General features: G+C 70.2%; 21 protein-coding genes. 10 read left to right on the top strand and 11 right to left on the bottom strand.

Annotation, left to right across the window (positions count from 1 at the left end; translation table 11 throughout):
* The gene (gene corA / locus AC07CM_RS20635; RefSeq protein ID WP_478877859.1) at positions 1-1,128 is read right to left on the bottom strand and encodes a magnesium/cobalt transporter CorA; all 1,128 of its coding nucleotides are present in this window, start codon (positions 1,126-1,128) and stop codon (positions 1-3) included.
* A gap of 179 nt (positions 1,129-1,307) precedes the next feature.
* Between corA and AC07CM_RS20640 the strand changes: the two genes are divergently transcribed.
* Complete coding sequence (locus AC07CM_RS20640) at positions 1,308-2,102, top strand: class I SAM-dependent methyltransferase (RefSeq protein WP_478877860.1); 795 nt, start codon at positions 1,308-1,310, stop codon at positions 2,100-2,102.
* Between the two features lie 156 nt (positions 2,103-2,258).
* Here AC07CM_RS20640 and AC07CM_RS20645 read toward each other — a convergent pair whose 3' ends face one another.
* A complete protein-coding gene (locus tag AC07CM_RS20645; protein WP_478877861.1) occupies positions 2,259-3,194 on the bottom strand; it encodes a carbohydrate kinase family protein in 936 nt (311 codons plus the stop codon).
* Positions 3,179-4,087: a pseudouridine-5'-phosphate glycosidase gene (locus AC07CM_RS20650; protein ID WP_478877862.1), complete on the bottom strand. Its 909-nt coding sequence runs from the start codon at positions 4,085-4,087 to the stop codon at positions 3,179-3,181. The genes AC07CM_RS20645 and AC07CM_RS20650 overlap by 16 nt, the downstream gene beginning before the upstream one ends.
* A gap of 99 nt (positions 4,088-4,186) precedes the next feature.
* Here AC07CM_RS20650 and AC07CM_RS20655 point away from each other — a divergent pair, with 99 nt between their 5' ends.
* Entirely contained in the window at positions 4,187-4,615 is a 429-nt protein-coding gene (locus AC07CM_RS20655; RefSeq protein ID WP_478877863.1) for a VOC family protein, read from the top strand.
* Positions 4,616-4,630: 15 nt separating this feature from the next.
* Here the strand turns inward: AC07CM_RS20655 and AC07CM_RS20660 are convergent, their stop codons facing one another.
* Positions 4,631-5,185: a methylated-DNA--[protein]-cysteine S-methyltransferase gene (locus AC07CM_RS20660; RefSeq protein WP_478877864.1), complete on the bottom strand. Its 555-nt coding sequence runs from the start codon at positions 5,183-5,185 to the stop codon at positions 4,631-4,633.
* A gap of 53 nt (positions 5,186-5,238) precedes the next feature.
* On the bottom strand, positions 5,239-6,108 hold the full coding sequence (locus AC07CM_RS20665) for a glycerophosphodiester phosphodiesterase (RefSeq protein WP_478877865.1): 870 nt from the start codon (positions 6,106-6,108) through the stop codon (positions 5,239-5,241).
* A 282-nt stretch (positions 6,109-6,390) separates the two neighbouring features.
* Here AC07CM_RS20665 and AC07CM_RS20670 point away from each other — a divergent pair, with 282 nt between their 5' ends.
* From AC07CM_RS20670 to AC07CM_RS20695, 6 genes are all read left to right on the top strand, one after another.
* On the top strand, positions 6,391-7,269 hold the full coding sequence (locus AC07CM_RS20670; protein ID WP_478877866.1) for an MHYT domain-containing protein: 879 nt from the start codon (positions 6,391-6,393) through the stop codon (positions 7,267-7,269).
* A 40-nt stretch (positions 7,270-7,309) separates the two neighbouring features.
* Positions 7,310-9,466: an excinuclease ABC subunit UvrB gene (uvrB, locus tag AC07CM_RS20675; RefSeq protein ID WP_478877867.1), complete on the top strand. Its 2,157-nt coding sequence runs from the start codon at positions 7,310-7,312 to the stop codon at positions 9,464-9,466.
* Between the two features lie 156 nt (positions 9,467-9,622).
* A complete protein-coding gene (locus tag AC07CM_RS20680) occupies positions 9,623-10,201 on the top strand; it encodes a TerD family protein (RefSeq protein WP_478877868.1) in 579 nt (192 codons plus the stop codon).
* Positions 10,202-10,258: 57 nt separating this feature from the next.
* Positions 10,259-12,130, top strand: a complete 1,872-nt coding sequence (locus AC07CM_RS20685) for a TerD family protein (protein ID WP_478877869.1) — start codon at positions 10,259-10,261, stop codon at positions 12,128-12,130.
* 224 nt (positions 12,131-12,354) lie between these two features.
* Positions 12,355-13,371 carry a TerC/Alx family metal homeostasis membrane protein gene (locus tag AC07CM_RS20690; RefSeq protein ID WP_478877870.1) on the top strand — a complete coding sequence of 339 codons (1,017 nt, stop codon included), beginning with the start codon at positions 12,355-12,357 and terminating at the stop codon, positions 13,369-13,371.
* A gap of 127 nt (positions 13,372-13,498) precedes the next feature.
* Positions 13,499-14,599 (top strand): calcium:cation antiporter, encoded by a 1,101-nt coding sequence (locus AC07CM_RS20695; RefSeq protein ID WP_478877871.1) that lies wholly within the window; start codon positions 13,499-13,501, stop codon positions 14,597-14,599.
* A 14-nt stretch (positions 14,600-14,613) separates the two neighbouring features.
* Here AC07CM_RS20695 and AC07CM_RS20700 read toward each other — a convergent pair whose 3' ends face one another.
* Positions 14,614-15,885, bottom strand: coding sequence for an MFS transporter (locus tag AC07CM_RS20700; protein WP_478877872.1), 1,272 nt, complete (start codon positions 15,883-15,885; stop codon positions 14,614-14,616).
* A 210-nt stretch (positions 15,886-16,095) separates the two neighbouring features.
* On the opposite strand from AC07CM_RS20700, the gene aroQ reads away from it, so the two are divergent.
* The gene (gene aroQ / locus AC07CM_RS20705; RefSeq protein WP_478877873.1) at positions 16,096-16,569 is read left to right on the top strand and encodes a type II 3-dehydroquinate dehydratase; all 474 of its coding nucleotides are present in this window, start codon (positions 16,096-16,098) and stop codon (positions 16,567-16,569) included.
* On the opposite strand, the gene AC07CM_RS20710 is transcribed toward aroQ, so the two are convergent.
* The 5 genes from AC07CM_RS20710 to AC07CM_RS20730 all read right to left on the bottom strand — a co-directional run bounded on the left by AC07CM_RS20710 (position 16,570) and on the right by AC07CM_RS20730 (position 20,988).
* Positions 16,570-17,337, bottom strand: a complete 768-nt coding sequence (locus AC07CM_RS20710) for an amino acid ABC transporter ATP-binding protein (protein WP_478877874.1) — start codon at positions 17,335-17,337, stop codon at positions 16,570-16,572.
* Complete coding sequence (locus AC07CM_RS20715; RefSeq protein ID WP_478877875.1) at positions 17,334-18,275, bottom strand: amino acid ABC transporter permease; 942 nt, start codon at positions 18,273-18,275, stop codon at positions 17,334-17,336. The genes AC07CM_RS20710 and AC07CM_RS20715 overlap by 4 nt, the downstream gene beginning before the upstream one ends.
* Positions 18,272-19,156 (bottom strand): ABC transporter substrate-binding protein, encoded by an 885-nt coding sequence (locus AC07CM_RS20720; protein ID WP_478878062.1) that lies wholly within the window; start codon positions 19,154-19,156, stop codon positions 18,272-18,274. Before AC07CM_RS20720 ends, AC07CM_RS20715 begins: the two co-directional genes overlap by 4 nt.
* Before the next feature lie 440 nt (positions 19,157-19,596).
* Positions 19,597-20,253: an MBL fold metallo-hydrolase gene (locus AC07CM_RS20725; protein ID WP_478877876.1), complete on the bottom strand. Its 657-nt coding sequence runs from the start codon at positions 20,251-20,253 to the stop codon at positions 19,597-19,599.
* 45 nt (positions 20,254-20,298) lie between these two features.
* On the bottom strand, positions 20,299-20,988 hold the full coding sequence (locus AC07CM_RS20730) for a maleylpyruvate isomerase family mycothiol-dependent enzyme (protein ID WP_478877877.1): 690 nt from the start codon (positions 20,986-20,988) through the stop codon (positions 20,299-20,301).
* A 224-nt stretch (positions 20,989-21,212) separates the two neighbouring features.
* Here AC07CM_RS20730 and uvrA point away from each other — a divergent pair, with 224 nt between their 5' ends.
* A complete protein-coding gene (gene uvrA / locus AC07CM_RS20735) occupies positions 21,213-24,239 on the top strand; it encodes an excinuclease ABC subunit UvrA (RefSeq protein ID WP_478877878.1) in 3,027 nt (1,008 codons plus the stop codon).
* Positions 24,240-24,309: the final 70 nt, after the last annotated feature.

Consider the following 24,309-nt stretch of genomic DNA (forward strand, 5'->3'; position numbering starts at 1 on the left):
TCAGAGCCAGCCGTTGCGGCGGAAGCCCCGGTACAGCACGAGACAGGCCGTCGCCATCACGCCCATGACGAGCGGGTAACCGAACTGCCAGTGCAGCTCCGGCATGTGGTCGAAGTTCATGCCGTAGACCCCGCACACCATCGTCGGTACGGCTATCACCGCCGCCCAGGCCGTGATCTTCCGCATGTCCTCGTTCTGCGCGACCGTCACCTGCGCGAGGTGGGCCTGCAGGATGGAGTTGAGCAGTTCGTCGAACGCGGCTATCTGCTCCTTGGCCCGCATCAGATGGTCGAAGACATCCCGGAAGTACGCCTGTATCTCCGGGTCGACCACCCGGATCGGCCGGGTCGCCAGATCCTCGATCGGGCGGGCGAGCGGTACCACCGCCCGTTTCAGCTCCAGGAGTTCACGCTTCATCTGGTAGATGCGTCCCGGATCGGCCCGTGCGCCGTTCTCCGAGAACACGTCGGTCTCGACCTGGTCGATGTCGGCCTGCACCGCGTCCGTGACGGTCAGGTAGTCGTCCACCACATGGTCGGCGATCGCGTGCAGCACCGCCGCGGGCCCCTTGGCGAGCTGCTGTGGATCGGACTCCAGCTCCTCGCGCAGCGGGCCCAGTGAGCCGTGCCGCCCGTGTCGTACCGTGACGACGAAGTCCTCGCCGACGAACACCATGATCTCGCCGGTGTCGACCACCTCGCTCGTCGCCGTCAGTTGTTCGTGCTCCACGTAGCAGACGGTCTTGAACACGGCGAAGAGCGTCTCCCCGTACCGCTCCAGCTTGGGGCGCTGATGGGCCTCCACCGCGTCCTCCACCGCCAGCGGGTGCAGGTCGAACAGCTCCGCGATGCCCGCGAACTCACTGTCCGTCGGCTCGTGCAGCCCCAGCCAGACGAACCCCTCTCCGCTCTTGCGGACCATCTCCACGGCATCCACCAGGTCGGTGCATCCCGGCACCCGGACCCCGTCCTGGTACGTCACGCAGTTCACCACCGACGAGCCCAGCGGTGACCTGGCCGGATGACTCAGATCCACGCGCGGCCGCCGCCGGGCCAGCCGCGCCACCCTGCGTAGGCCGCCGACCCTGCCCAGCCCCGTGACCTTCCGCAGATTCCCTGCCATGGACATCTGGATCTCCTTGCGTGGATCTCCTCGCACAACCCCGCTCTCGCGCCTTGCCCGGCAAGTGTGCCAGCCCGGTGCGGAGCGCGGGTAAGCCTGTGGGAGCAGCTCATTCCGCTTTGTTCCCGTCTGTGGACGAAGCGTCGGGCCGCCCCGGTGAGCCGGACGACTGGGATGATCGCCTCATGGAACCGTCCGACGGATATCTCCTGGAGAACCGGCAGAGCGAGGCGCAGGAGCGCTTCGACGCCTTCGCCTCCCTCTTCGACCCCACGACGTTCCGGCACCTCGAGGGACTCGGGCTCGCCCCCGGCTGGCGTTGCTGGGAGGTCGGGGCCGGCGGCACCTCCGCGGTGTCCTGGCTCGCCGAGAAGGTCGGACCCACCGGCAGCGTCGTGGCGACCGACATCGACACATCGCGGCTCACTGCCGTGGCCCACCCTCCCGTCGAGGTGCGCGTGCACGACGTGAGCGCGCAGGAGCCGCCGGGTGAGGGCTTCGACCTGGTGCACGCCCGGCTGGTCCTCGTCCATGTCCCGGACCGCGACAGGGCGTTGCACTCCATGATCAGGGCGCTGCGGCCCGGCGGAGTGCTGCTCATCGAGGACGCCGACCCGGCTCTCCAACCCCTGACCTGCCCCGACGAGTCCGGTCCCGAGCAGCGGCTCGCCAACCGACTGCGGCAGGGTTTCCGCAGGCTGCTGGCCGAACGTGGCGCCGACCTGTCGTACGGCCGCAGGCTGCCGCGGCTGCTCCGCGAGGCCGGTCTCGACGAGGTGCGGGCCGACGTCTACTTCCCCATGACCTCGCCCGCCTGCACGGCCCTGGAGTCCGCCACGGTCCGCCAGATCCGCGACCGCCTGGTCACCGCGGGCCTCGCCACCGACGAGGACATCGACCAGCACCTGGCCAACGTGGAGGCGGGCGGTATGGACCTGGCCACCGCACCGATGGTCTCGGCATGGGGGCGCAAGGTCTAGGAGGGGACGTCTCGTGCGCCGGAGGTGTCTTCGCGATCAGCTCGGCGGAGAGGAACGACGCCAGGCCCTACGAAGGGGGGCAGGCCCTACGACCGGGGCCGGGGCCTGCGACGAGGGCGCCAGACCCCGCGACTTCGGCCTGACCCGCGAAAGTCCCTAGCCTCCGGTGCCCCGGTGCGGTGGTCTGCCGCCCACCCGTTCCACCGCCCGCGCTCCCGCCCCGCACCCCCGTGCCGCCGCCTCCCGCGGGTCCGCGCCCGCGAGGAGGGCGGCGAGGAACGCGCCGGTGAAGGCGTCACCGGCGCCCGTGGTGTCCAGCGGGGTTGCGGGCTCGGCCGGAACCCGGGCGACCACCGTCCCGGCACGGGCCACCAGCGCCCCGGCCACCCCCGACTTGGCCACCACCAGCGGCACGAGCCGGCTCAACTTGGCGGCGGCGTCCACCGGTTCAGGCAGCCCGGTCAGTAGGCACGCCTCGTCCCGGCTCGGCAGCAGCACGTCCAGCCCCTCCGCGAACGCCAGGAAACGGTCCACCCCGAACTCCACGAGGAAGCCCGCGGACGCCGGATCCATGCTGACCGGCACGCCCCGTGCGCGTGCCGCGGCGAGTGCCGTCTGTGCGAGCGCCCGGCTGGGGTCCGAGAACAGCAGATAGCCCGACAGGTGCAGCCGGGCCACGCCGTCGAGCGACGCGTCGGACCAGTCGGCGGGTTCGAGCCGCAGGGACGCCCCGCTGTCCGTGAGGAATGTGCGTTCGGCCGACGCGCCCGTGTCGACCATGCAGATCACCGTCCCGGTCGTGCCCTCAGGGTCGACCACCAGCCGCGGCCGCACCCCGGCCGCCAGCAGTTCCCGCTCGTGCCACTGCGCCGCGTCCGCGCCCACCCGCCCCAGCAGCCGTACGTCCGCACAGCCCGAATGGGCCGCCCAGCAGGCCACGTTGGCGCCCGCGCCGCCCGGCAGGGTCCGGATCTCGGCGGCCGTGTCGGTGCCGGCGGCCAGCGCTCCCCGGTGCCGCGCGACGACGTCGGTGACGACGTCCCCGACGACCAGAAGCGCCCCGTCCCGGCCCGTGGTCACCCCCTGGTCCACGCCGTGGCGATCCGCGCCGCCAGCCGCACATTGCCGCGTACCGCCGCCAGGTTCGCCTTCAGCGAGGCCCCGTCCGTGTGCCGGACCAGATAGGCGAGCAGGAACGGTGTGACCGCCTGGCCGGTGATCCCCTCCTCCTCGCAGGCGCGCAGCGCGTCGGCGAGCACGCGTGCGTGCAGCCCGGGATCGAGCTGCTGCTCCTGCGGCACGGGGTTGGCGACGATCAGCGCCGACCGCGGGGCGTCCAGCGCGTCCTGCGCCCGCATGACCTCCGCGACCTGTTCGGGGCTCCGCAGCGTCCAGTCGACCGGATGCCCGGAGTCGGACAGGTAGAAGCCGGGGAACCGGTCGGTGCGGTAGCCGGCGACGGCCACGCCCAGCGTCTCCAGCCGTTGCAGGGTCGCGGGCACGTCCAGGATCGACTTCACGCCCGCGCACACCACCGTGATCCGGGTCCGCGCCAGCAGGCCGAGATCGGCCGACTCGTCCTGGGTCACCGTCCACTCCCGGTGCACACCGCCCAACCCACCCGTGGCGAACACCCGGACGCCGGCCAGCGCCGCCAGCTGTGCCGTCGCCGACACCGTGGTCGCCCCGCTCGCACCCGCTGCCACGGCCAGCGGCAGGTCACGGTGGCCCAGCTTGCGAATGCCGTCCTCGTTCGCGACCCGCTCCAGCTGTTCCTTGTCCAGGCCGACGTGCGGGCGCCCGTCCAGCACGGCGATCGTCGCCGGGACGGCGCCCTCCTGCCGCACCACGTCCTCCAGCTCCAGCGCCACCTGAAGGTTGCGCGGACGCGGCAGCCCGTGCGCGATGATCGTGGACTCCAGCGCCACCACCGGCCGCCGCGCGTCGATCGCCTCCCGGACTTCTCCCGACACCACCAGCACCACGTGCCCGCCTCCTGTCCGTCGGTCCTTCCTCATCTCTGGCGGGCGGCACACCCGGCTAAACGCTTGCCGTCTGTGGGGGACGCCACCAGCCTGGACCGCATGACTGACCACACCACCCGTCTCGACCATGTCGTCCTGTGGGTGGCCGACCCGGTCGGGGCGGCCCGCTTCTACCAGGACGCCGTCGGCCTCGAGCCGCTGAGGGTCGCCGAGTACGCCGAGCGCGAGGTGTCGTTTCCCTCCGTGCGGGTCAACGAGGAGACCATCCTGGACCTCGCGCCGCGCAGCCTCGTGGAACACATGAACATGCTCCCCGGCGCCGCCGACAGCGCGGGCCACCCCGTCAACCACGTCTGCCTGTCCCTGACATCTGCCGGCTTCGACGCCCTGCGGGCCCGCCTGGCCGCCCACGACGTCCCCGTGAGCGACATCGGGTACGACTCGTTCGGGGCCCGCGGCAAGGCCAGGCGCAACTTCTACTTCCGGGACCCCGACGGCAACGTGTTCGAGGCCCGGCACTACGCGTAGCCGCGCCTCGGACGGTCAGAACAGCGGCTCGGGCAGCACGCCCTCCAGGGCGAGCAGCTTCCGCTTGGTCTCCAGACCACCCCCGAAGCCGCCGATGCCACCGTCGCTCTCCACCACCCGGTGGCACGGCACGACGACCGGCAGCGGATTGGCACCCATCGCCGCGCCCACCGCCTGCGCCCCGCCCGGCTGCCCGACCCGCCCGGCCAGATCGCCGTACCCCACCACCGTCCCGTACGGGACGCCGGATGCCAGCTCGCGCAGCACCTGCCGGTTGAAGCCCGAGATCAGCGACCAGTCCAGGGGCAGGTCGAAATCGTGGCGCTCGCCCGCGAAGTAGGCCTCCACCTGCCGTATCGCCTCGGCGAGCAGCGGTGAGTCCGGGTCCTCGACGGGCTCGGTGCCCAGCCGGGCCGCCAGCCGCTCCAGGGCCCGCTCGCGCACCGCGTCCGAGGCGTGGAAGACGACGTTGACCAGTCCCTCGCGGGTCGCCGCCAGCATCAGCGGGCCGATGCCGGTGCCCACGGCGGCCCACACCACCCGCTGCTCGTCCTGCCCATGGCTGTCCATGCGCCCACCGTACGGCCCGCCACCGACAACGCCCGCCGCACAGCGGTCCCGGCTCAGTCCATGCCCAGCGCCGCGCTGACCTCGTCGGGCTTGTTGCTGATCAGCCCGTCGACCCCGTAGCCCGCGACCTTCCAGGCGGAGGCCGCGTCGTCCACGGTCCAGGCGAAGACGCCCAGCGTCCTGCCGTGCGGTCCGGTGAAGGCGTGCACGGCGGAGACGTAGCCGCTGGAGATCGACCCGTACGAGGGATTGATCAGATCGGTGAAGCGCGCGTACTGCTCCAGCTGACCGATCCGCGGCCTGCCGAGGTAGGCGGTGGTGAGAGCCGGCTTCAGTTCGTGCACGGTCCGCACGGTGTCCGCGCTGAAGCTCTGCACGATGAGCCGCTCGCGGTGCTGCCGGTCCAGCCAGCCCTCGCTGTCGAGCAGCTTCAGGGTCTGCTGCTCGATGCCGGGGTACAGCTCCGGGTTCTTGATCTCCAGCAGCAGTTTCTCGTGGTTGTGCTCGACCCGGCGCATGTACTGCTCCAGGCTCGGCACGCGCGTGCCCGCGTACGCCGGGGAGAACCAGCTGCCGGCGTCCAGCCGGGCGATCTCGGCGGCGGTGAAGTCCTTCACCTTCCAGGGCGCGCGGTCCGGGAAGACGTCCTCGACGTCGGTCGTACGCCGCAGGCTGTCGTCGTGGATGACGACCAGTTCGCCGTCCTTGGTGCGCTGCACGTCGTTCTCCACCCATGTGAAGCCCAGTTTCGCGGCCTCGTCGATGGAGGCCAGCGTGTTCTCGGGTGCGTAGGCGGAGGCGCCACGGTGGGCGACCACCGTGGGCCGGCCCACCTCGCCCGCCCGGGCGTCGGAGGTGGGGCTCAGCAGGGCTGCCGTCCCCAGGATCGCGGTGGTCGTGGCGGCGACTGCGCGCGCGTACATGCGGACTCCTCGCGTCGTGCGAATACCGACAGCAACAGCAGCTTGACAGCAGAGAGTCAACGGCACCTGGGCGCAGGACGGCCACACGATGAACGGTGGCGTGCGAGTCCGCTCACCGATGCCGCACAAGTGCGGCAAGGCCGTGTTTCTTTGCCGGAAAATCGTTCGACCATTCCGGTGGGGGTCATACTCTCTGCGTCAACCCTGAACCGCCGCCGCGGTCCTGGGACGGGGGCACATTTCGGGTATTCCGGGACGCAAAAGGCGGAAGGGCAGCCGCGCATGCAGGGCACGGTCGACGGATTCAGCTACGGGGTCGTCACCCCGTTGGCGGCCTATCTGATGGCCTGCCTCGGTGGCGCCCTGGGCCTGCGCTGTACCACCCGTTCTCTGCTGGTCACGCACTCCAGACGGCCCGCCTGGCTCGCCCTCGGCTCGGCCGCGATCGGCTCCGGCATCTGGACCATGCACTTCGTCGCCATGATGGGCTTCTCCATCAAGGAGACGCCGATCCACTACGACCAGCCGATGACCTTCGCGAGCCTCGGCGTCGCCATCGTCATGGTCGGCGTCGGGATCTTCATGGTCGGCTACCGGGGCGCCACCGGTACCGCCCTGTTCACCGGCGGCACGATCACCGGTCTGGGCGTTGCGTCGATGCACTACCTCGGCATGGCGGGCATGCACTTCGACGGCCGGTTCTCGTACAACACCCTCACCGTCGCCGCCTCCGTCGTCATAGCCGTCGTGGCCGCCACGGCCGCCCTGTGGGCCGCCGGACGCGTCCGGGGTTTCCTGTGGAGCGTGGGGGCGAGCCTCGTGATGGGCCTCGCCGTCAGCGGCATGCACTACACCGGCATGGCCGCCCTCGACGTCCACCTCCACGGCACCTCCGACGGCGTCACGAGCGGCTCGACGGCCTCGGCGCTCGCGCCGATGCTGATCGGCCCGCTCGCCTTCCTGCTCCTCGCCGGCGTCGTCGTGGTCGTCGACCCGCTGATGGTGATGGGCAGGCCGACCAGGGCCCCCGTCGAGGACAAGCCGGGTGTCCCGGCCGCCGCCGTCGCCTCGCACCAGGACCGGCACCCGCCGCTCCACCCCGGTCGCCGGCCGGTCCGCCACCCGGATCACCACGGCTCCCGCACCCCGCAGAACCGCTGATCGGGACCCGTTGTCAGTGCGGGGTCGTACGGTGGACTGCATGCGGCCCGTTTCCCACATCGAACGCACGGTGGCGCCCTTCGAGGTCGTCAGCTCCTACCAGCCCAGCGGCGACCAGCCGACGGCCATCGCCGACCTGACCAAGCGCATCAAGGCCGGCGAGAAGGACGTCGTCCTGCTGGGCGCGACCGGCACCGGCAAGTCCGCCACCACCGCGTGGATGATCGAGCAGCTCCAGCGCCCCACCCTCGTGATGGCGCCGAACAAGACGCTGGCCGCTCAGCTGGCCAACGAGTTCCGCGAGCTCCTGCCGAACAACGCGGTCGAGTACTTCGTCTCGTACTACGACTACTACCAGCCCGAGGCGTACGTCCCGCAGTCGGACACGTACATCGAGAAGGACTCCTCGATCAACGAGGAGGTCGAGCGGCTGCGTCACTCGGCGACGAACTCGCTGCTCACCCGCCGCGACGTCGTCGTGGTCGCCTCGGTGTCCTGCATCTACGGCCTCGGTACCCCTCAGGAGTACGTGGACCGGATGGTCCCCCTCAGGGTCGGCGACGAGATCGACCGCGACGAGCTGCTGCGCCGCTTCGTCGACATCCAGTACACGCGCAACGACGTGGCCTTCAGCCGCGGCACCTTCCGGGTCCGGGGTGACACCATCGAGATCTTCCCGGTCTACGAGGAGCTGGCCGTCCGCATCGAGATGTTCGGTGACGAGATCGAGGCGCTGTCCACGCTCCACCCGATCACCGGCGAGATCATCAGCGACGACCAGCAGCTGTACGTCTTCCCCGCATCCCACTACGTCGCGGGTCCCGAGCGCATGGAGCGGGCCGTCAACGACATCGAGAAAGAGCTGGGGGAGCGGCTGGCCGAGCTGGAGAAGCAGGGCAAGCTGCTGGAGGCCCAGCGCCTGCGGATGCGCACCACGTACGACCTCGAGATGCTCCGCCAGATCGGCGCCTGCTCGGGCGTGGAGAACTACTCGATGCACTTCGACGGCCGCTCGCCCGGCTCCCCGCCCAACACCTTGCTGGACTACTTCCCGGACGACTTCCTGCTCGTCATCGACGAGTCACACGTCACGGTCCCGCAGATCGGCGCCATGTACGAGGGTGACGCCTCCCGCAAGCGCACGCTCGTCGACCACGGCTTCCGGCTGCCCTCCGCGCTGGACAACCGCCCGCTGAAGTGGGAGGAGTTCCAGGAGCGCATCGGCCAGGCCGTCTACCTGTCGGCGACCCCCGGCACCTACGAGCTGTCCCGCGGCGACGGTGTCGTGGAGCAGATCATCCGCCCGACGGGCCTCGTCGACCCGGAGGTCGTGGTCAAGCCCACCGAGGGCCAGATCGACGACCTGGTCCACGAGATCCGCAAGCGCACGGAGAAGGACGAGCGCGTCCTGGTCACCACGCTCACCAAGAAGATGGCCGAGGACCTCACCGACTACTTCCTGGAACTCGGCATCCAGGTGCGCTATCTGCACAGCGACGTCGACACCCTGCGCCGCGTCGAGCTGCTGCGCGAGCTGCGCTCCGGCGAGTTCGACGTCCTCGTCGGCATCAACCTCCTGCGCGAGGGCCTCGACCTGCCCGAGGTGTCCCTGGTGGCCATCCTCGACGCCGACAAGGAGGGCTTCCTGCGCTCCGGGACCTCGCTGATCCAGACAATCGGCCGCGCGGCGCGCAACGTCTCCGGACAGGTCCACATGTACGCCGACAAGATCACCCCGGCGATGGAGAAGGCCATCGAGGAGACCAACCGCCGCCGGGAGAAGCAGGTCGCCTACAACAAGGCCAACGGCATCGATCCGCAGCCGCTGCGCAAGAAGATCAACGACATCGTGGCGCAGATCGCCCGCGAGGAGGTCGACACCGAACAGCTGCTCGGCACCGGCTACCGCAGCCTGAAGGACGGCAAGGGCGCCAAGGCACCCGTACCCGCGCTGGGCGACAAAGCCGCCAAGAGTGCCAAGGGGGCGAAGGCCGGCAAGAGCGCCAAGGGCAAGGCGGCAGCCGCGGTGCCCACGGACCGCCCGGCCGCCGAACTCGCCGAGCAGATCGAGGAGATGACGGAGCGTATGCGCGCCGCCGCGGCCGAGCTGCAGTTCGAGATCGCCGCCCGGCTGCGCGACGAGGTCTCCGAGATGAAGAAGGAGCTGCGCCAGATGCGGGAGGCGGGCCTCGCCTGACCCTCACGACCCTGCCGGACCTCGGCAAATGCGCCCTGTGTTGCAACACCGACACAAACCGCGGGCCGGGGTTCGGCACTGTCGACGCCCCTGCGTAGGGTTCTGGACAACCGCGCGCTGTGCGGCAACAGGGGAACACCGAGAGGGGAATCAGCCGTGACCGTCAATCTGTCCAAGGGTCAGGCCATCAGCCTGGAGAAGAAGGACGGCGCCACCCTGACCGCGGTCCGCATGGGTCTCGGCTGGCAGGCGGCGAAGCGGCGGGGCCTGTTCGGCTCGCGCACGCGCGAGATCGACCTGGACGCCTCGGCGGTCCTCTTCGCCGAGAAGCAGCCGGTCGACGTCGTCTTCTTCCGCCATCTGGTGAGCGACGACGGCTCCGTGCGCCACACCGGTGACAACCTCGTCGGCGGTGCCGGCCAGGGCGGGGACGACGAGGCCATCCTGGTCGACCTGCAGCGCGTCCCGGTCCACGTCGACCAGATCGTCTTCACCGTGAACTCCTTCACGGGACAGACCTTCCAGGAGGTGCAGAACGCGTTCTGCCGCCTCGTCGACGAGACCAACGGCCAGGAGCTCGCCCGCTACACGCTCGCGGGCGGCGGCGAGTACACCGCCCAGATCATGGCCAAGGTGCACCGCGTGGGCTCCGGCTGGACGATGACCGCCCTGGGCGAGCCGGCCAGGGGCCGCACCTTCCAGGACCTGATGCCGGCCATCCTGCCGTACCTGTAGGACGCCCGCTCACCCGGAGCAGCGCGCAAGACAACACGACACAGGGGGGCGACGGCGATGACGGCCGAGCTGGTGCGGGGTCAGAACCACCCGCTGTCCCAGGTCCGGCTGGAGATCCGTATCTCCGCCGGAGTGCCGGTCCTGGCAGCAGCCGCGCTCGGCGACGAGCACGGCACCGTGCACGGCGCCCAGTGGCTCGCCCACCCCGGCGCCCCCACGCTGCCCGGAATCGAGGTCTCCGGGCAGGCCGCCGCCGACCATCGGCTGGCCGTCGACCTCGATGCTCTGCCCGAGGCGGTCCATCGCGTCACCGTGCTGCTGGCCCTGCCCGCACAGGCGGGAGGCGTCCTCCGGTTCGGCGCGACCGACGCCCCGCGGACGGCGGTCGTCGACCTCGACGGCACCGAGATCGTGCGCTTCACGCTCACCGGCCTGGACGCCGAGTCCGCCGTCGTCGCGTTGGAGTTGTACCGCAGGCAGGGCGCCTGGAAGGTACGCGCGGTGGGCCAGGGCTACGCCCGCGGCCTGGCCGCCCTCCTCGCCGACCAGGGCCTGTCCCAGGCCGAGGAACTCGCGGCGGGCATCCAGGAGGCGGTGGTCCGAAGCCTCGCCCGTGCGGTACCGGTGCCTCGGACGCGGGAGGCCTCCGGCCCGTCGGCACATCAGCGGACCTCGTCGTACGACCTTCAGGATCCGCAGGACGTGCGGACACCCGCCGGGCCGATCGACTACAGCCACCCCGACCGCCGTAACCACACCGCCCCGGCACCGTCCACGGCGTCGCCCGTCCCGGACGGGCAGCCCGCCCCGCCGGTGGCGGGCGACGCGGTCGGCTGGTCGATGGAGGAGCGGTTGTACAACCAGGTCTGGGGCATGTTCGAGGACCTCGCCCGGACAACGGCCGCCTACCGCAGCGCCGTCGATTTCGCGGAATCCCGCCTGGAGAAGGAACTCGACCAGGTGCTGGCCGATCCGCGCAGCCGGCTCGGGACGGCGGGCGACGCCGGGCGCGAGGCGGCCCAGGCCCGGCACACCCGGCTCGTCGACCAGGCACGGACCGCCCTCGACCGCGACCTCGCCCAGCTCACCGCCGAGTCCGAGGTCGTCGAGCCCGCGCTCCCACCGGCCTACGCCGGCTGGGACAACCCCGTCTGGCACGGCTACCGCGTGCCGGCCGAGCCGCCGATGGCCCTCAGGCTCGGCGATCTTCACCTCCCGGAGAGCGGTTTGCTGCGCATCCCGCTGCTGGTCAGGCTGCCGCTGGAGCGGGGGCTGTGGATCGACAGCGGCCCCGTGGAAGGAGCGGAGGGCACCGACCTGGACTCCGCCGTGACACGAGCGCTCGCCATGGAGGCCGCGGTGGCGCTCGCGGCCCGGCTGCTCGCCGTCCACCCGGCGGGGGAGTTCGGCGTGCACGTCGTCGACCCGGCCGGGGCCGGGGCACTGTCGCCGCTGACACGGACCGGGGCTGTGGCGATGCCGCTCGCGAGCGGCGCGGCGGGCGTGGCGGAGGTCCTGGACAGGCTCACCCGGCGAGTCGACCTGACACAGATGGCGGTCCGCGGCGGCGCGGCCGCATCACTGCCACCCGACGTCGACACCGCCCAGCAGCTGCTGATCGTCAACGACTTCCCGCACGGCTTCGACGACCGGGCCGTGACCCAGCTGCGCTATCTCGCCGACGAGGGCCCGGCCGTCGGAGTCCACCTGCTGATGGTCGCGGACCGGGAGGACGCCGATGCCTACGGCCCGTTGCTGGACCCGCTGTGGCGTTCGCTCATGCGACTCACGCCCGTGCCGGACGACCACCTGGCCGATCCCTGGGTCGGCCACGCCTGGACGTTCGAGCCCGCGCTTGTTCCACCGGGCAGCGGGATCCTCCAGCAGGTGCTCACTGAGGTGACACAGGCCCGCACCAAGGGTAGGTAAAGGCTGTCTGAGCAGGCAAATTTGTTCCCCCTTTACTGATAACTTTACCTTTCCTTGGTGATTGGGGTACTGTCCTCCGTACGGAGGGGAGTACTCCCTGACTGCGGCGCACCCGTCAGTACGGATCGATGACGATCCCGGGGCGTCGGCCCATCGCGGGTGGAAGAGACCTCCGGCAATGACAACGGCGAATGTGCTCGCCATGACGTAATGCCGGAGGTGCAGTGGAAGTCTCCATGACCCTGTGGGTCCTGACCATCGCGGGTCTCGCCGCCCTGATCGCGGCCGACTTCTTCATCGGACGCAAGCCCCATGACGTGTCGATCAAGGAAGCCGGCATCTGGACCGTCGTCTGGATCACCCTGGCCGGCCTCTTCGGCCTCGGTCTGCTCGTTTTCGGCGGCGGTCAGCCGGCCGGCGAGTTCTTCGCGGGCTTCATCACCGAGAAGTCGCTGAGCGTCGACAACCTCTTCGTCTTCGTGCTGATCATGGCGAAGTTCGCGGTGCCCACCCAGTACCAGCAGCGGGTCCTGCTCGTCGGTGTCCTCATAGCCCTGGTCCTGCGGGCCGCCTTCATCGCGGCCGGAGCCGCGATCATCGCCAGCTTCTCCTGGGTGTTCTACCTCTTCGGCGCCTTCCTGATCTGGACCGCCTGGAAGCTCATCCAGGAGGCCCGCGCCGATGAGGGAGACGAGGAGTACGAGGAGAACAGGCTGCTGAAGGCCGCGGAGCGCAGGTTCGGCGTGGCCGACCGGTACCACGGCACCAAGCTGTGGATCCAGCAGAACGGCAAGCGGGTCATGACCCCGATGCTGGTCGTGATGCTCGCCATCGGCACCACGGACGTGCTGTTCGCGCTCGACTCCATCCCCGCGATCTTCGGCCTGACCCAGGATCCGTACATCGTCTTCACGGCCAATGCCTTCGCCCTGATGGGTCTGCGTCAGCTGTACTTCCTCATCGGCGGACTGCTGAAGAAACTGGTCCACCTGTCGTACGGCCTGTCGATCATCCTCGGCTTCATCGGCGTCAAGCTGGTCCTGCACGCGCTGCACGAGTCCGGTGTCCATGTGCCCGAGATCAGCATCCCGGTCTCGCTCGGCGTGATCGGAGTGGTCCTCGTCGTCACGACGATCACCAGTCTGATGGCCTCCAGGAAGCAGGCGGCCGTCGAGGCGGCGCGCGGCGGGAGCGGTGGCGACGACGCGACGCGGAGCAGCAAGGACAGCGTCGACGCCTGACGGCGCGGGACGTGACGAACTGCGGGGTGCAGGCCGCGACTGTGCCGGTGCCCCGCACAGGAAAGGATGGGAAGGGATCCGAAAAGAACGGAATGCGAATTCTGTAGGTACATGTCACGATCGCGGCATGATCAATCGGCTCAGGTCGCTCACCGGGCAGTGGACGCTCCTCGTGCCGGTGCTCGCGGTCGTCCTGTTGATCTTCACCTGGGGTCGTCATCTGCCCGGCGCGGTCGTCGCGGTCGTGACCCTGGTCCTTGCGGGGTCCGTCCTCGCGGCGGTGCACCACGCCGAGGTGGTCGCCCACCGCGTCGGGGAACCCTTCGGCTCCCTGGTACTCGCCATCGCCGTCACGATCATCGAAGTTGCCCTGATCGTCACCCTCATGGCCGACGGAGGCGACAAGAGTTCCACCCTCGCCCGGGACACCGTCTTCGCCGCCGTGATGATCACCTGCAACGGTGTCGTCGGAATCTGTCTCGTGGTTGCCTCCCTGCGGCACGGCACCGCGGTCTTCAACCCCGAGGGAACCGGCGCCGCCCTGGCGACCGTGGCGACCCTGGCCACGCTCAGCCTGGTGCTGCCGACCTTCACCACCAGCAAGCCGGGCCCCGAGTTCTCCTCTTTGCAGCTGACGTTCGCCGCGCTGTCCTCACTGATCCTCTACGGCCTGTTCGTGGCCACCCAGACCGTGCGGCACCGCGACTACTTCCTGCCGATCACCAGGCAGGGCGAGGTCATCACCGCGGACGACCACGCCGCGCGCCCGTCCGCGCGCACCGCCCGGATCAGCCTCGGCCTGCTCGGTCTCGCTCTCGTCGGCGTGGTCGGCCTGGCGAAGGGGGTGTCACCCACCATCGAGTCAGGTGTGGCGGCGGCCGGTCTGAACCAGGCGGTCGTCGGTGTGATCATCGCCCTGCTCGTGCTGCTGCCCGAGACGATCGCCGCGCTGCGCTCCGCCCGCCGTGACCGCGTGCAGACCAGCCTCAACCTCGCACTCGGCTCGGCGATGGCCAGCATCGGCCTGACCATCCCGGCCGTCGCCCTCGCCTCCGTGTGGCTGACCGGGCCGCTCGTCCTCGGTCTCGGCCCCACCGACATGCTGCTGCTCGCGCTGACCGTGGTGGTCAGCTCCCTGACGGTGGTACCGGGCCGGGCCACGCCTCTGCAGGGCGGTGTGCACCTGGTGCTGTTCGCGGCCTATCTGGAGCTGGCGATCAACCCGTAGCCCGGTCCGGCCCGTCAGCCCGCGGCCGGCTCCGCCGCCGGCACGGGCACGGGCCGCGTCTCCGGCAGCAGGGCGAAGCAACCCAGGCTCAGCAGCGCGATCCCGGTCAGATACGCGCCCACGCCCCAGGGCACGCGGCCGCCGTGCTCCGACAGGGCCGTCGCCACGATCGGGGTGAGCGCGCCCCCGACCACCCCGCCGAGGTTGTAGCCGACCGCCGCCCCCGTGCAGCGCACCCGCGCCTCGTACAGCTCCGGCAGATAGGCGGCGATCACCGCGAACATGGTGATGAAGGCGATCAGCGCGCCCAGGATGCCGAGGAACATCAGCAGCGGCTCACCGGTCGCCAGCAGCGCGACCATCGGCAGCATCCACACGGCGCAGGCCGTACACCCCACCAGGCACATGGGGCGGCGCCCGTACCGGTCGCCGAGCAGCGCCATGAGGGGCGTGAGCGCTCCCTTCACCACCACCGCGCCCATGACGCAGGTGAGCATGACGGTGCGGCTCACCCCGAGCCGTTCCGTCGCATACGCCAGCGACCACGTCGTCACCGCGTAGAAGACCGCGTAACCAGCCGCCATGGCCCCGGCGGTCAGCAGCACCAGCCGTCCGTGGTGCCGTACGACCTCGATGAGCGGCACGCGCGCGTGGTCGTCGATCTCCAGGAACCGCGGACTCTCCGCGAGCGACGAACGCAGCCACAGTCCGGCCAGGGCCAGGAAACCCGCAGCCCAGAACGGCACCCGCCACCCCCACCGCGCGAACTCCGCCTCGGACAGCGACGCCGACAGCGCGAGCATCACCCCGTTGGCGAGCACGAATCCGAACGAGGGTCCCACCTGAGGGAAGCTCGACCACAGGGCGCGCCGCCCGGCGGGCGCGTGCTCGGCGGTCAGCAGCACCGCCCCGCCCCACTCGCCACCGAGCCCCAGCCCCTGCAGGAAGCGCAGGAGGAGCAGCAGTACGGGGGCGGCCATGCCGATGGATCCGTACGTCGGTACGCACCCGACCGCCACCGTCGAGGCACCGGTCAGCAGCAGGGAGACGACGAGCACCGGCCGCCGTCCGCGCCGGTCCCCGAGGTGCCCGAACAGCGCCGAGCCGAGCGGCCGGGCCACGAACCCCACCCCGAACGTCCCGAACGCCGCCAGCGTCCCCGCCACCGGCGAGAACGTGGGGAAGAACAACGGCCCCAGAACCAGGGCCGCCGCGGTCCCGTAGACGAAGAAGTCGTAGAACTCGATCGCGGTGCCGATGAGGGAGGCGGCCGCGAGCCGCGGCATGGAAGGGGCCCTTACAGCCCGTACATCGTGCATGCCGCGTCAACTACCCGCCGTGATCACGGGTTACGGGGGCGTGCGGAGGTGATCACCGTGCCGCGGCGTGCGCCGACCTGACCGGCACACCGGGCTCCTCTCCGTCGCGGCGCTCCGTGATAGACCGGTCGCAGAAGGCGGTGGTCACCGCACCGCCCCGAACGGACCGGAGGAACCGTGCCCCGCACCCTGGCCAACGCCCCGATCATGATCCTCAACGGGCCCAACCTGAATCTCCTCGGTCAGCGCCAGCCCGAGATCTACGGCAAGGACACGCTCGCCGACGTGGAGGCGATGTGCGCCAAGGCGGCGGCCGCGCACGGCGGCACGGTGGACTTCCGGCAGTCCAACCACGAGGGCGAGCTGGTCGACTGGATCCACGAGGCACGGCTCAGCCACTGCGGGATCGTCATCAACCCCGGCGCCTACTCCCACACTTCGGTCGCGATTCTGGACGCACTCAACACCTGTGACGGCATGCCCGTCCTCGAGGTGCACATCTCCAACATCCACCGGCGCGAGTCGTTCCGGCACCACAGTTACGTCTCGCTGCGCGCCGACGGTGTGATCGCGGGCTGCGGCGTGCAGGGCTACGTGTTCGGTGTGGAGCGGGTCGCCGCCCTGGCGGGGGCGGCGCAGGCCGACGCGTAGCTACAGCCGGCCCGCCTCGACGATCCGCCGCAGGAAGCGCCGCGTGCGCTCCTGCTGCGGATCGCCGAAGACCTGCTCGGCGGTGCCGTGCTCCAGCACCACCCCTCCGTCCAGAAAACAAACCTGGTCGGCGACGTCCCGGGCGAAGCCCATCTCGTGCGTCGCCAGCACCATGGTCATGCCCTCCTCCTTGAGGTCACGGACCACGGTCAGCACCTCGCCCACGAGTTCGGGGTCGAGCGCGGCGGTGATCTCGTCGAGCAGCAGCAGCCGCGGTCGCACGGCGAGGGCCCGCACAATGGCCACACGCTGCTGCTGACCGCCGCTGAGCCGGTCCGGGTACGCGTCCGCCTTGCCGGCGAGACCGAGGCGCTCCAGGAGCGCCCTGGCCCGCTCCTCGGCCTCCGCGCGGGAGACGCCGTGCACCCGGCGCGGGGCGAGCGTGATGTTGTCCAGCACGGTCATGTGCGGGAAGAGGTTGTAGGCCTGGAAGACGACGCCGATACGGCGCCGCACCGCGTCCTGGTCGGCGCGCGGGTCGGTGATCTCCTCGCCGTCCAGCCAGATCGCGCCGTCGTCGATGTCCTCCAGGAGGTTGGCACACCGCAGCAGCGTGGACTTGCCCGAGCCCGAGGCGCCGATCAGCGCGGTCACGGTGTGCGGGGCGACCTCCAGGTCGACGTCCCGCAGCACGACCGAGCCCCCGAAGGTCTTGCGGACGGACTCCATCCGCAGCACGGGCGAGCCGTTGTGGGGTGCCGTACTCATATCGATCCTCCCTGGGCCCGCTGCCGGTCCATCCTGGCGGTCACCCAGTCCGTGAAGCGGGTCATCGGGATGGTCAGCGCCACGAACACCAGGCCCGCCACGATGTACGGCGTGTAGTTGAGGCTGCGGCCCACGATGATGTCGGCCGCCCGTACGGCGTCCACGGCACCGCCGATCGACACCAGACCGGTGTCCTTCTGCAGCGACACCAGATCGTTGAGCAGCGGCGGCACCTGACGGCGCACCGCCTGGGGCAGCACGACGTGGCGCAGGGCCTGCCGGTTGCTCAGGCCCAGCGAGCGGGCCGCGGCGCGCTGGGAGGGGTGGACGGACTCGATGCCGGCCCGGAACACCTCGGCCACGTACGCGGAGTACGTCAGGGTCAGCGCCGTACCGCCCAACAGCACCGGGTCGACCGTCACGCCCTGCAGCCGCAGCGCGGGCACGCCGAAGACCACGATCATCAAGTTGATGATCAGCGGAAGGCCGCGGAAGAAGTCGGTGTACGCCGCCGCCAGCACGCGCAGCGGGAAGAACACCGGGCCGCGCAGGGTGCGGGCGACCGCGATCAGCATGCCGAGGACCAGCACGGCCGCGCCGCAGACGAACAGCAGGCGGACGTTCAGCCACAGCCCCTCGAGGACCTTCGGGAACGCCTCGCGCGCGTACTGCGCGCTGAAGAACGTCTCCTTGGTGCGCGGCCAGCCCGGCGCGTTGACGACGACCAGGTAGAGCACGGCGGCCGTGACCAGGGTCGAGAGCGCCGCGATGGCCGCAGCGCGGCGGGCGCGCGCCCTCCTGTAGCGCTCGCGTTCCAGCCGCCGCTCGGAGGGCACGTAGCCGTCACCGGCGCCGGGGGCCGCGTCCCCGGCGCCGCCGGTCATGTCACCCTTGCCGTCCGCCCCCTCCCGGGCGGACTCGCCCTTGGTGACCGTCACTTGAGCACCGGTGCGTCGACCGCGTCGGACAGCCACTGCTGCTCGATCTTCGCCAGTGTGCCATCCTTGCGAAGGGCGTCGACGGCGTCGGTCACGCACGAGGTCAGCGCGCTGCCCTTGTCGAGCACGAGGCCGAACTGCTCGGGCGTGCCGCCCTGGTTCTCGAACTGGCCAACGATCTTCGCGTTCGTCACCTCGGCCGCGGTGATGTAGAACGCGGTCGGCAGATCGGTGACGACGGCGTCGACCTGACCGTTCTTCAGCGCGGACTTGGCCTGGTCGTTCTTGGCGTACACGGCGGCCTGCCGCTTGGGCTTCACCACGTTGGTGATGTAGTCGAGGCTGGTGGTGCCCACCTGGGCGCCCAGCTTGAGGTTCTTCAGGTCCGCGATGCCGGTCGCCTTGGCGGCCTTGCCGCCCTTGAGCGCGATGACGGCCTGGCGCACGTCGTAGTAGCCGGAGGAGAAGTCCACGGCCTTCCTGCGCTCGTCGCTGATCGACACCTGGTTGATGTCGAAGTCGAAGGTCTTCACGCCCGGCGCGAACGCCTTGTTGAAGGGCACGCTCTGCCAGACCACCGCGCTCCCGTCGTAGCCCAGTCGCTTCGCCACGGCGTAGGCGACAGCGGACTCGAAGCCCTCGCCGTTCGCGGGCTTGTCGTCCTTGAACCACGGCTCGTACGCGGGCTCGTCCGTCGCGATCGTCAGCTTTCCGGACGTGTTGGTGGCCAACTTGCCCCGGGCACAGCTCTTCGTGGCGGACCCGGACGGGCCGGCCGACGCCTTCTCCTCGGGCTGCGGTGCACAGCCGACAGCGGTGGCGAGCAGGGCTACGGTGGCGGCGGCTACCGCGCGGCGCAGTGCGCGAGGGGCAGGGTGCAGGGCCGGAGATTGGCAGCGAACCCAGCGTTTGTCCAGGTCACGACCCTAACTGTCCGCATACTGGGAACGGGTGTTGCGGTCGTGTGAACGCTGCGCGCGGGAGCAGGTCATGGCCTGGGCCGCCGACCGAGGGCGGGGTTGAAGGCCGGCGGCCCATACCGCGCAGGAGCCGTCATCCTGTGCGGGGCTGCTACCAGTTGACTGCGTGACAGCGTCCCTCGGGAGCGCGCACGCGCGTCCGGAGTGTGCGAAGCGTTCACACGGGGCGCGCGTTGTGAAGTGCGCGCCGGGCGCGCTCGCGGTTGTGCGCAGGGCGCGCAATCGCCCGCCTCTCGAGCCGGCCGTGCTTCGGAAGGAGCGCGGGGAACCGCGCGACCACCACTACGCACCCTGGGCCACAACCGAACCCGAGCTTCCCGAGCCGGTGGGCGCCCGGCGGATCACCAGCCGCGCGCGTGCCACTCCGGTAGTTGCGGCCGCTCCGCACCCAGCGTGGTGTCGTTCCCGTGCCCCGGGTACACCCACGTCTCGTCCGGCAGTACATCGAAGATCTTCGTCTCGACGTCGTGGATGAGACTGGCGAACGCCTTCGGGTCCTTGCGCGTGTTGCCGACGCCACCCGGGAAGAGGCAGTCGCCGGTGAAGACGTGCGGGTGGCCGTGCGGGTCGTCGTAGACCAGGGCGATGGAGCCCGGGGTGTGCCCGACGAGATGGCGCGCGGTGAGTTCGACGCGCCCCACCCTGATGACGTCACCGTCGTCGACCGGGACGTCGGTGGGCACCGGGATGCCGGACGCGTCCTCGCGGCCCGCGTACGTACGGGCACCCGTGGCGGAGACGACCTCGGCGAGCGCCTGCCAGTGGTCGCCGTGCTGGTGCGTGGTGACGACGGACGCGATGCCGTCGTGACCGATCATGCCGAGCAGGGTCTGTGCCTCGTTGGCGGCGTCGATCAGGAGTTGCTCGTCGGTGGCCCGGCAGCGCAGCAGATAGGCGTTGTTGTCCATCGGGCCGACCGCGATCTTGGTGATCATCAGGTCTTTCAGCTCGTGCACGTCGGCCGGTCCGCCGACGGTGACCTCTCCGCTGTACGTCATGGTGATCAGCCTATAGCGGGGAGGGGCCGGCGGACCGTCGTCGCACTACAGCGGGGGGAGCGCCGGCAGAGTGCCACCCTGCACGGTCAGGCCGGATCCGTCGCGGCGGCCGGCGAGCCAGCCGAGCAGCTCGGCGGCCGACCCCTCGACGCCGACGGGGCCGCCCGGCGCTCCGCCGCCGGTGGTCCAGACCCGGCCGTTGTCGTCCCTCAGGCCCGTAGAGGGGACCTCTTTGTGTCCTGCGAAGCGCTCCGCCAGGAAGTCGATCTCCCGCTCCGTGAACTCCGCCGGAAGATCCTCCAGCTCGTACCCGACCCCGAGGTCCACATGGTGCAGCTCGACCTCGACCCACCGCCGGAACGGCACACGGGCCGCGGTGTCGGTGACCCCGTTGCGCAGCTCCACCGTGCGCGTCCAGTCCGCCGGGGCGGCCCCCGTCTCCTGGAAGCGCGCAGCGGTCTCGCGCACGTCTGCGAGCTGGACGTCCAGCGGGCGGGGGGCGTCGCGACCGATGTCGGCGTCCCGGGTCTCGGCGCTCGCGTACATGGGGCGGCCCTCGAGGACGTTCACGAGCGCGTCCGCGTTGCGGGCGAGGTGGGCGAGGATGTGCCCGCGCGTCCAGCCGGGCAGGCGTGACGGTTCGGCAAGGGACGCGTTGTCCAGTTTGGCGACAGCGGTGAGGAGCCGCTCGGTCGCGTCACGTACACATGCCAGGTCATGAGCGTGATCAATCATGGGCCTGACATTAGCCCCACCACACCTTCGGGTGAAGGTGGTGAACCTCGTCCGCAAATCGAATGCGCGTGCTATATCGTCGAGAGTGGCGTCGGGCATGCTGGAGAGCCGGGGATTGTTATGGATCCGGGAATCCGACCGGCGTTGTCAGTGGCTCCCCCTAGTCTCGAAGAAGCACGGGGGCCCCGCCCCTGTCACTTCTCTCAAGAAAGGTGCGGACCGGCGTGGCCGACCGTCTCATCGTCCGTGGCGCGCGCGAGCACAACCTGAAGAATGTCTCGCTCGACCTGCCTCGTGACTCGCTCATCGTCTTCACGGGCCTGTCCGGGTCGGGCAAGTCCTCCCTGGCCTTCGACACGATCTTCGCCGAGGGGCAGCGCCGGTACGTCGAGTCGCTCTCCTCGTACGCCCGGCAGTTCCTCGGCCAGATGGACAAGCCGGACGTCGACTTCATCGAGGGGCTGTCCCCGGCGGTCTCCATCGACCAGAAGTCGACCTCGCGCAACCCGCGCTCGACGGTCGGCACCATCACCGAGGTCTACGACTACCTGCGTCTGCTCTTCGCGCGCATCGGCAAGCCGCACTGTCCCGAGTGCGGCCGCCCGATCTCGCGCCAGTCGCCGCAGGCCATCGTCGACAAGGTGCTGGAGCTGCCGGAGGGGAGCCGCTTCCAGGTCCTGTCGCCGCTGGTGCGCGAGCGGAAGGGCGAGTTCGTCGACCTCTTCGCAGACCTGCAGACCAAGGGTTACTCACGCGCGCGCGTGGACGGCCAGACGATCCAGCTGTCCGAGCCGCCGACCCTGAAGAAGCAGGAGAAGCACACCATCGAGGTGGTCGTCGACCGCCTCACGGTGAAGGAGTCCGCCAAGCGCCGCCTCACCGACTCCGTGGAGACCGCCCTCGGCCTGTCCGGCGGCATGGTCGTGCTCGACTTCGTGGACCTCCCCGAGGACGACCCCGAGCGCGAGCGCATGTACTCGGAGCACCTCTACTGCCCCTACGACGACCTGTCCTTCGAGGAGCTGGAGCCCCGTTCCTTCTCCTTCAACTCGCCCTTCGGCGCCTGCCCCGAGTGCACCGGCATCGGCACGCGCATGGAGGTCGACCCGGAGCTGATCGTCCCGGACGAGGACAAGTCCCTGGACGAGGGCGCCATCCACCCCTGGTCCCACGGACACACCAAGGACTACTTCGGCCGCCTGATCGGTGCCCTCGCGGACGCCCTCGGCTTCCGCACCGACATCCCCTTCGCGGGCCTGCCGCAGCGGGCGAAGAAGGCCCTGCTGTACGGCCACAAGACCCAGATCGAGGTCCGTTACCGCAACCGGTACGGCCGCGAGCGTGTGTACACCACGCCCTTCGAGGGCGCGGTGCCGTTCGTCAAGCGCCGCCACAGCGAGGCCGAGAGCGACGCCAGCCGCGAGCGCTTCGAGGGCTACATGCGTGAGGTGCCCTGCCCCTCCTGTGAGGGCACGCGCCTGAAGCCGATCGTCCTCGCCGTCACGATCATGGAGAAGTCGATCGCCGAGGTCTCGGGGATGTCGATCAGCGACTGCGCGGACTTCCTGGGCCGGCTGAAGCTGAACGCCCGCGACAAGAAGATCGCCGAGCGGGTCCTGAAGGAGGTCAACGAGCGGCTGCGCTTCCTGGTCGACGTCGGCCTCGACTACCTCTCCCTCAACCGCGCGGCCGGCACCCTGTCCGGCGGTGAGGCCCAGCGCATTCGCCTGGCCACCCAGATCGGCTCCGGCCTCGTGGGCGTCCTGTACGTCCTGGACGAGCCGTCCATCGGTCTGCACCAGCGTGACAACCACCGGCTGATCGAGACCCTGGTCCGGCTGCGGGACATGGGGAACACCCTCATCGTCGTGGAGCACGACGAGGACACGATCAAGGTCGCCGACTGGATCGTGGACATCGGCCCCGGCGCCGGTGAGCACGGCGGCAAGGTCGTGCACAGCGGCTCCCTGAAGGAGCTGCTGGCCAACGCCGAGTCGCAGACCGGTCAGTACCTCTCGGGCCGCAAGTCCATCCCGGTCCCGGACGTACGGCGTCCTCGCGACCCGTCCCGGCAGCTCACGGTGCACGGTGCCCGGGAGAACAACCTCCAGGACATCGACGTGTCCTTCCCGCTGGGTGTGTTCACGGCCGTCACGGGTGTGTCGGGCTCCGGCAAGTCCACGCTGGTCAACGACATCCTCTACACGCATCTGGCCCGTGAGCTGAACGGCGCGCGCAACGTCCCCGGACGGCACACGCGGGTGGACGGCGACGACCTCGTGGACAAGGTCGTGCACGTCGACCAGTCGCCCATCGGCCGCACCCCGCGGTCCAACCCGGCGACCTACACCGGCGTCTTCGACCACATCCGCAAGCTGTTCGCCGAGACCACCGAGGCGAAGGTCCGCGGCTACCTGCCCGGGCGCTTCTCCTTCAACGTCAAGGGCGGCCGCTGCGAGAACTGCGCGGGCGACGGCACGATCAAGATCGAGATGAACTTCCTCCCGGACGTCTACGTCCCGTGCGAGGTCTGCCACGGCGCCCGGTACAACCGGGAGACCCTGGAGGTCCACTACAAGGGCAAGTCCATCGCCGACGTGCTGAACATGCCGATCGAGGAGGCGACCGACTTCTTCGAGGCCGTCCCGGCCATCTCCCGGCACCTGAGGACGCTGAAGGACGTCGGCCTCGGGTACGTCCGGCTCGGCCAGTCCGCGACCACCCTGTCCGGCGGTGAGGCACAGCGCGTCAAGCTCGCCAGCGAGCTGCAGAAGCGCTCCACCGGCCGCACGGTCTACGTCCTGGACGAGCCGACCACCGGTCTGCACTTCGAGGACATCAGCAAGCTGCTGAAGGTCCTCTCCGGCCTGGTCGACAAGGGCAACACGGTCATCGTCATCGAGCACAACCTCGATGTGATCAAGACCGCCGACTGGATCGTCGACATGGGTCCGGAGGGCGGCGCCGGTGGTGGCCTCGTGGTCTCCGAGGGTACGCCCGAGGAGGTCGCCGGGGTTCCGGCCAGCCACACCGGCAAGTTCCTGCGCGAGATCCTCGGCCCCGACCGCATCAGCGACGCCGAACCGGTGAAGGCACCGCGCGCCACGGCGGCCAGGAAGACGGCCGCGGCCAAGTCGACGGCCCGCAGGACGGTGACGGCGAAGACCAACAACACGGCGACCAAGAAGGCCGCCGGGGTCACCAAGAAGGCGGCACCCGCGAAGAAGACGACGCGGGCCCCCAAGGCCTGACGCCGAAAAGGGCAATGCCCTGACACATCCTCAAAAAAGCGGCGCCCCGCGGGAACTCCCCGCGGGGTGC

The sequence above is a fragment of the Streptomyces sp. NPDC044061 genome (assembly GCF_056434305.1).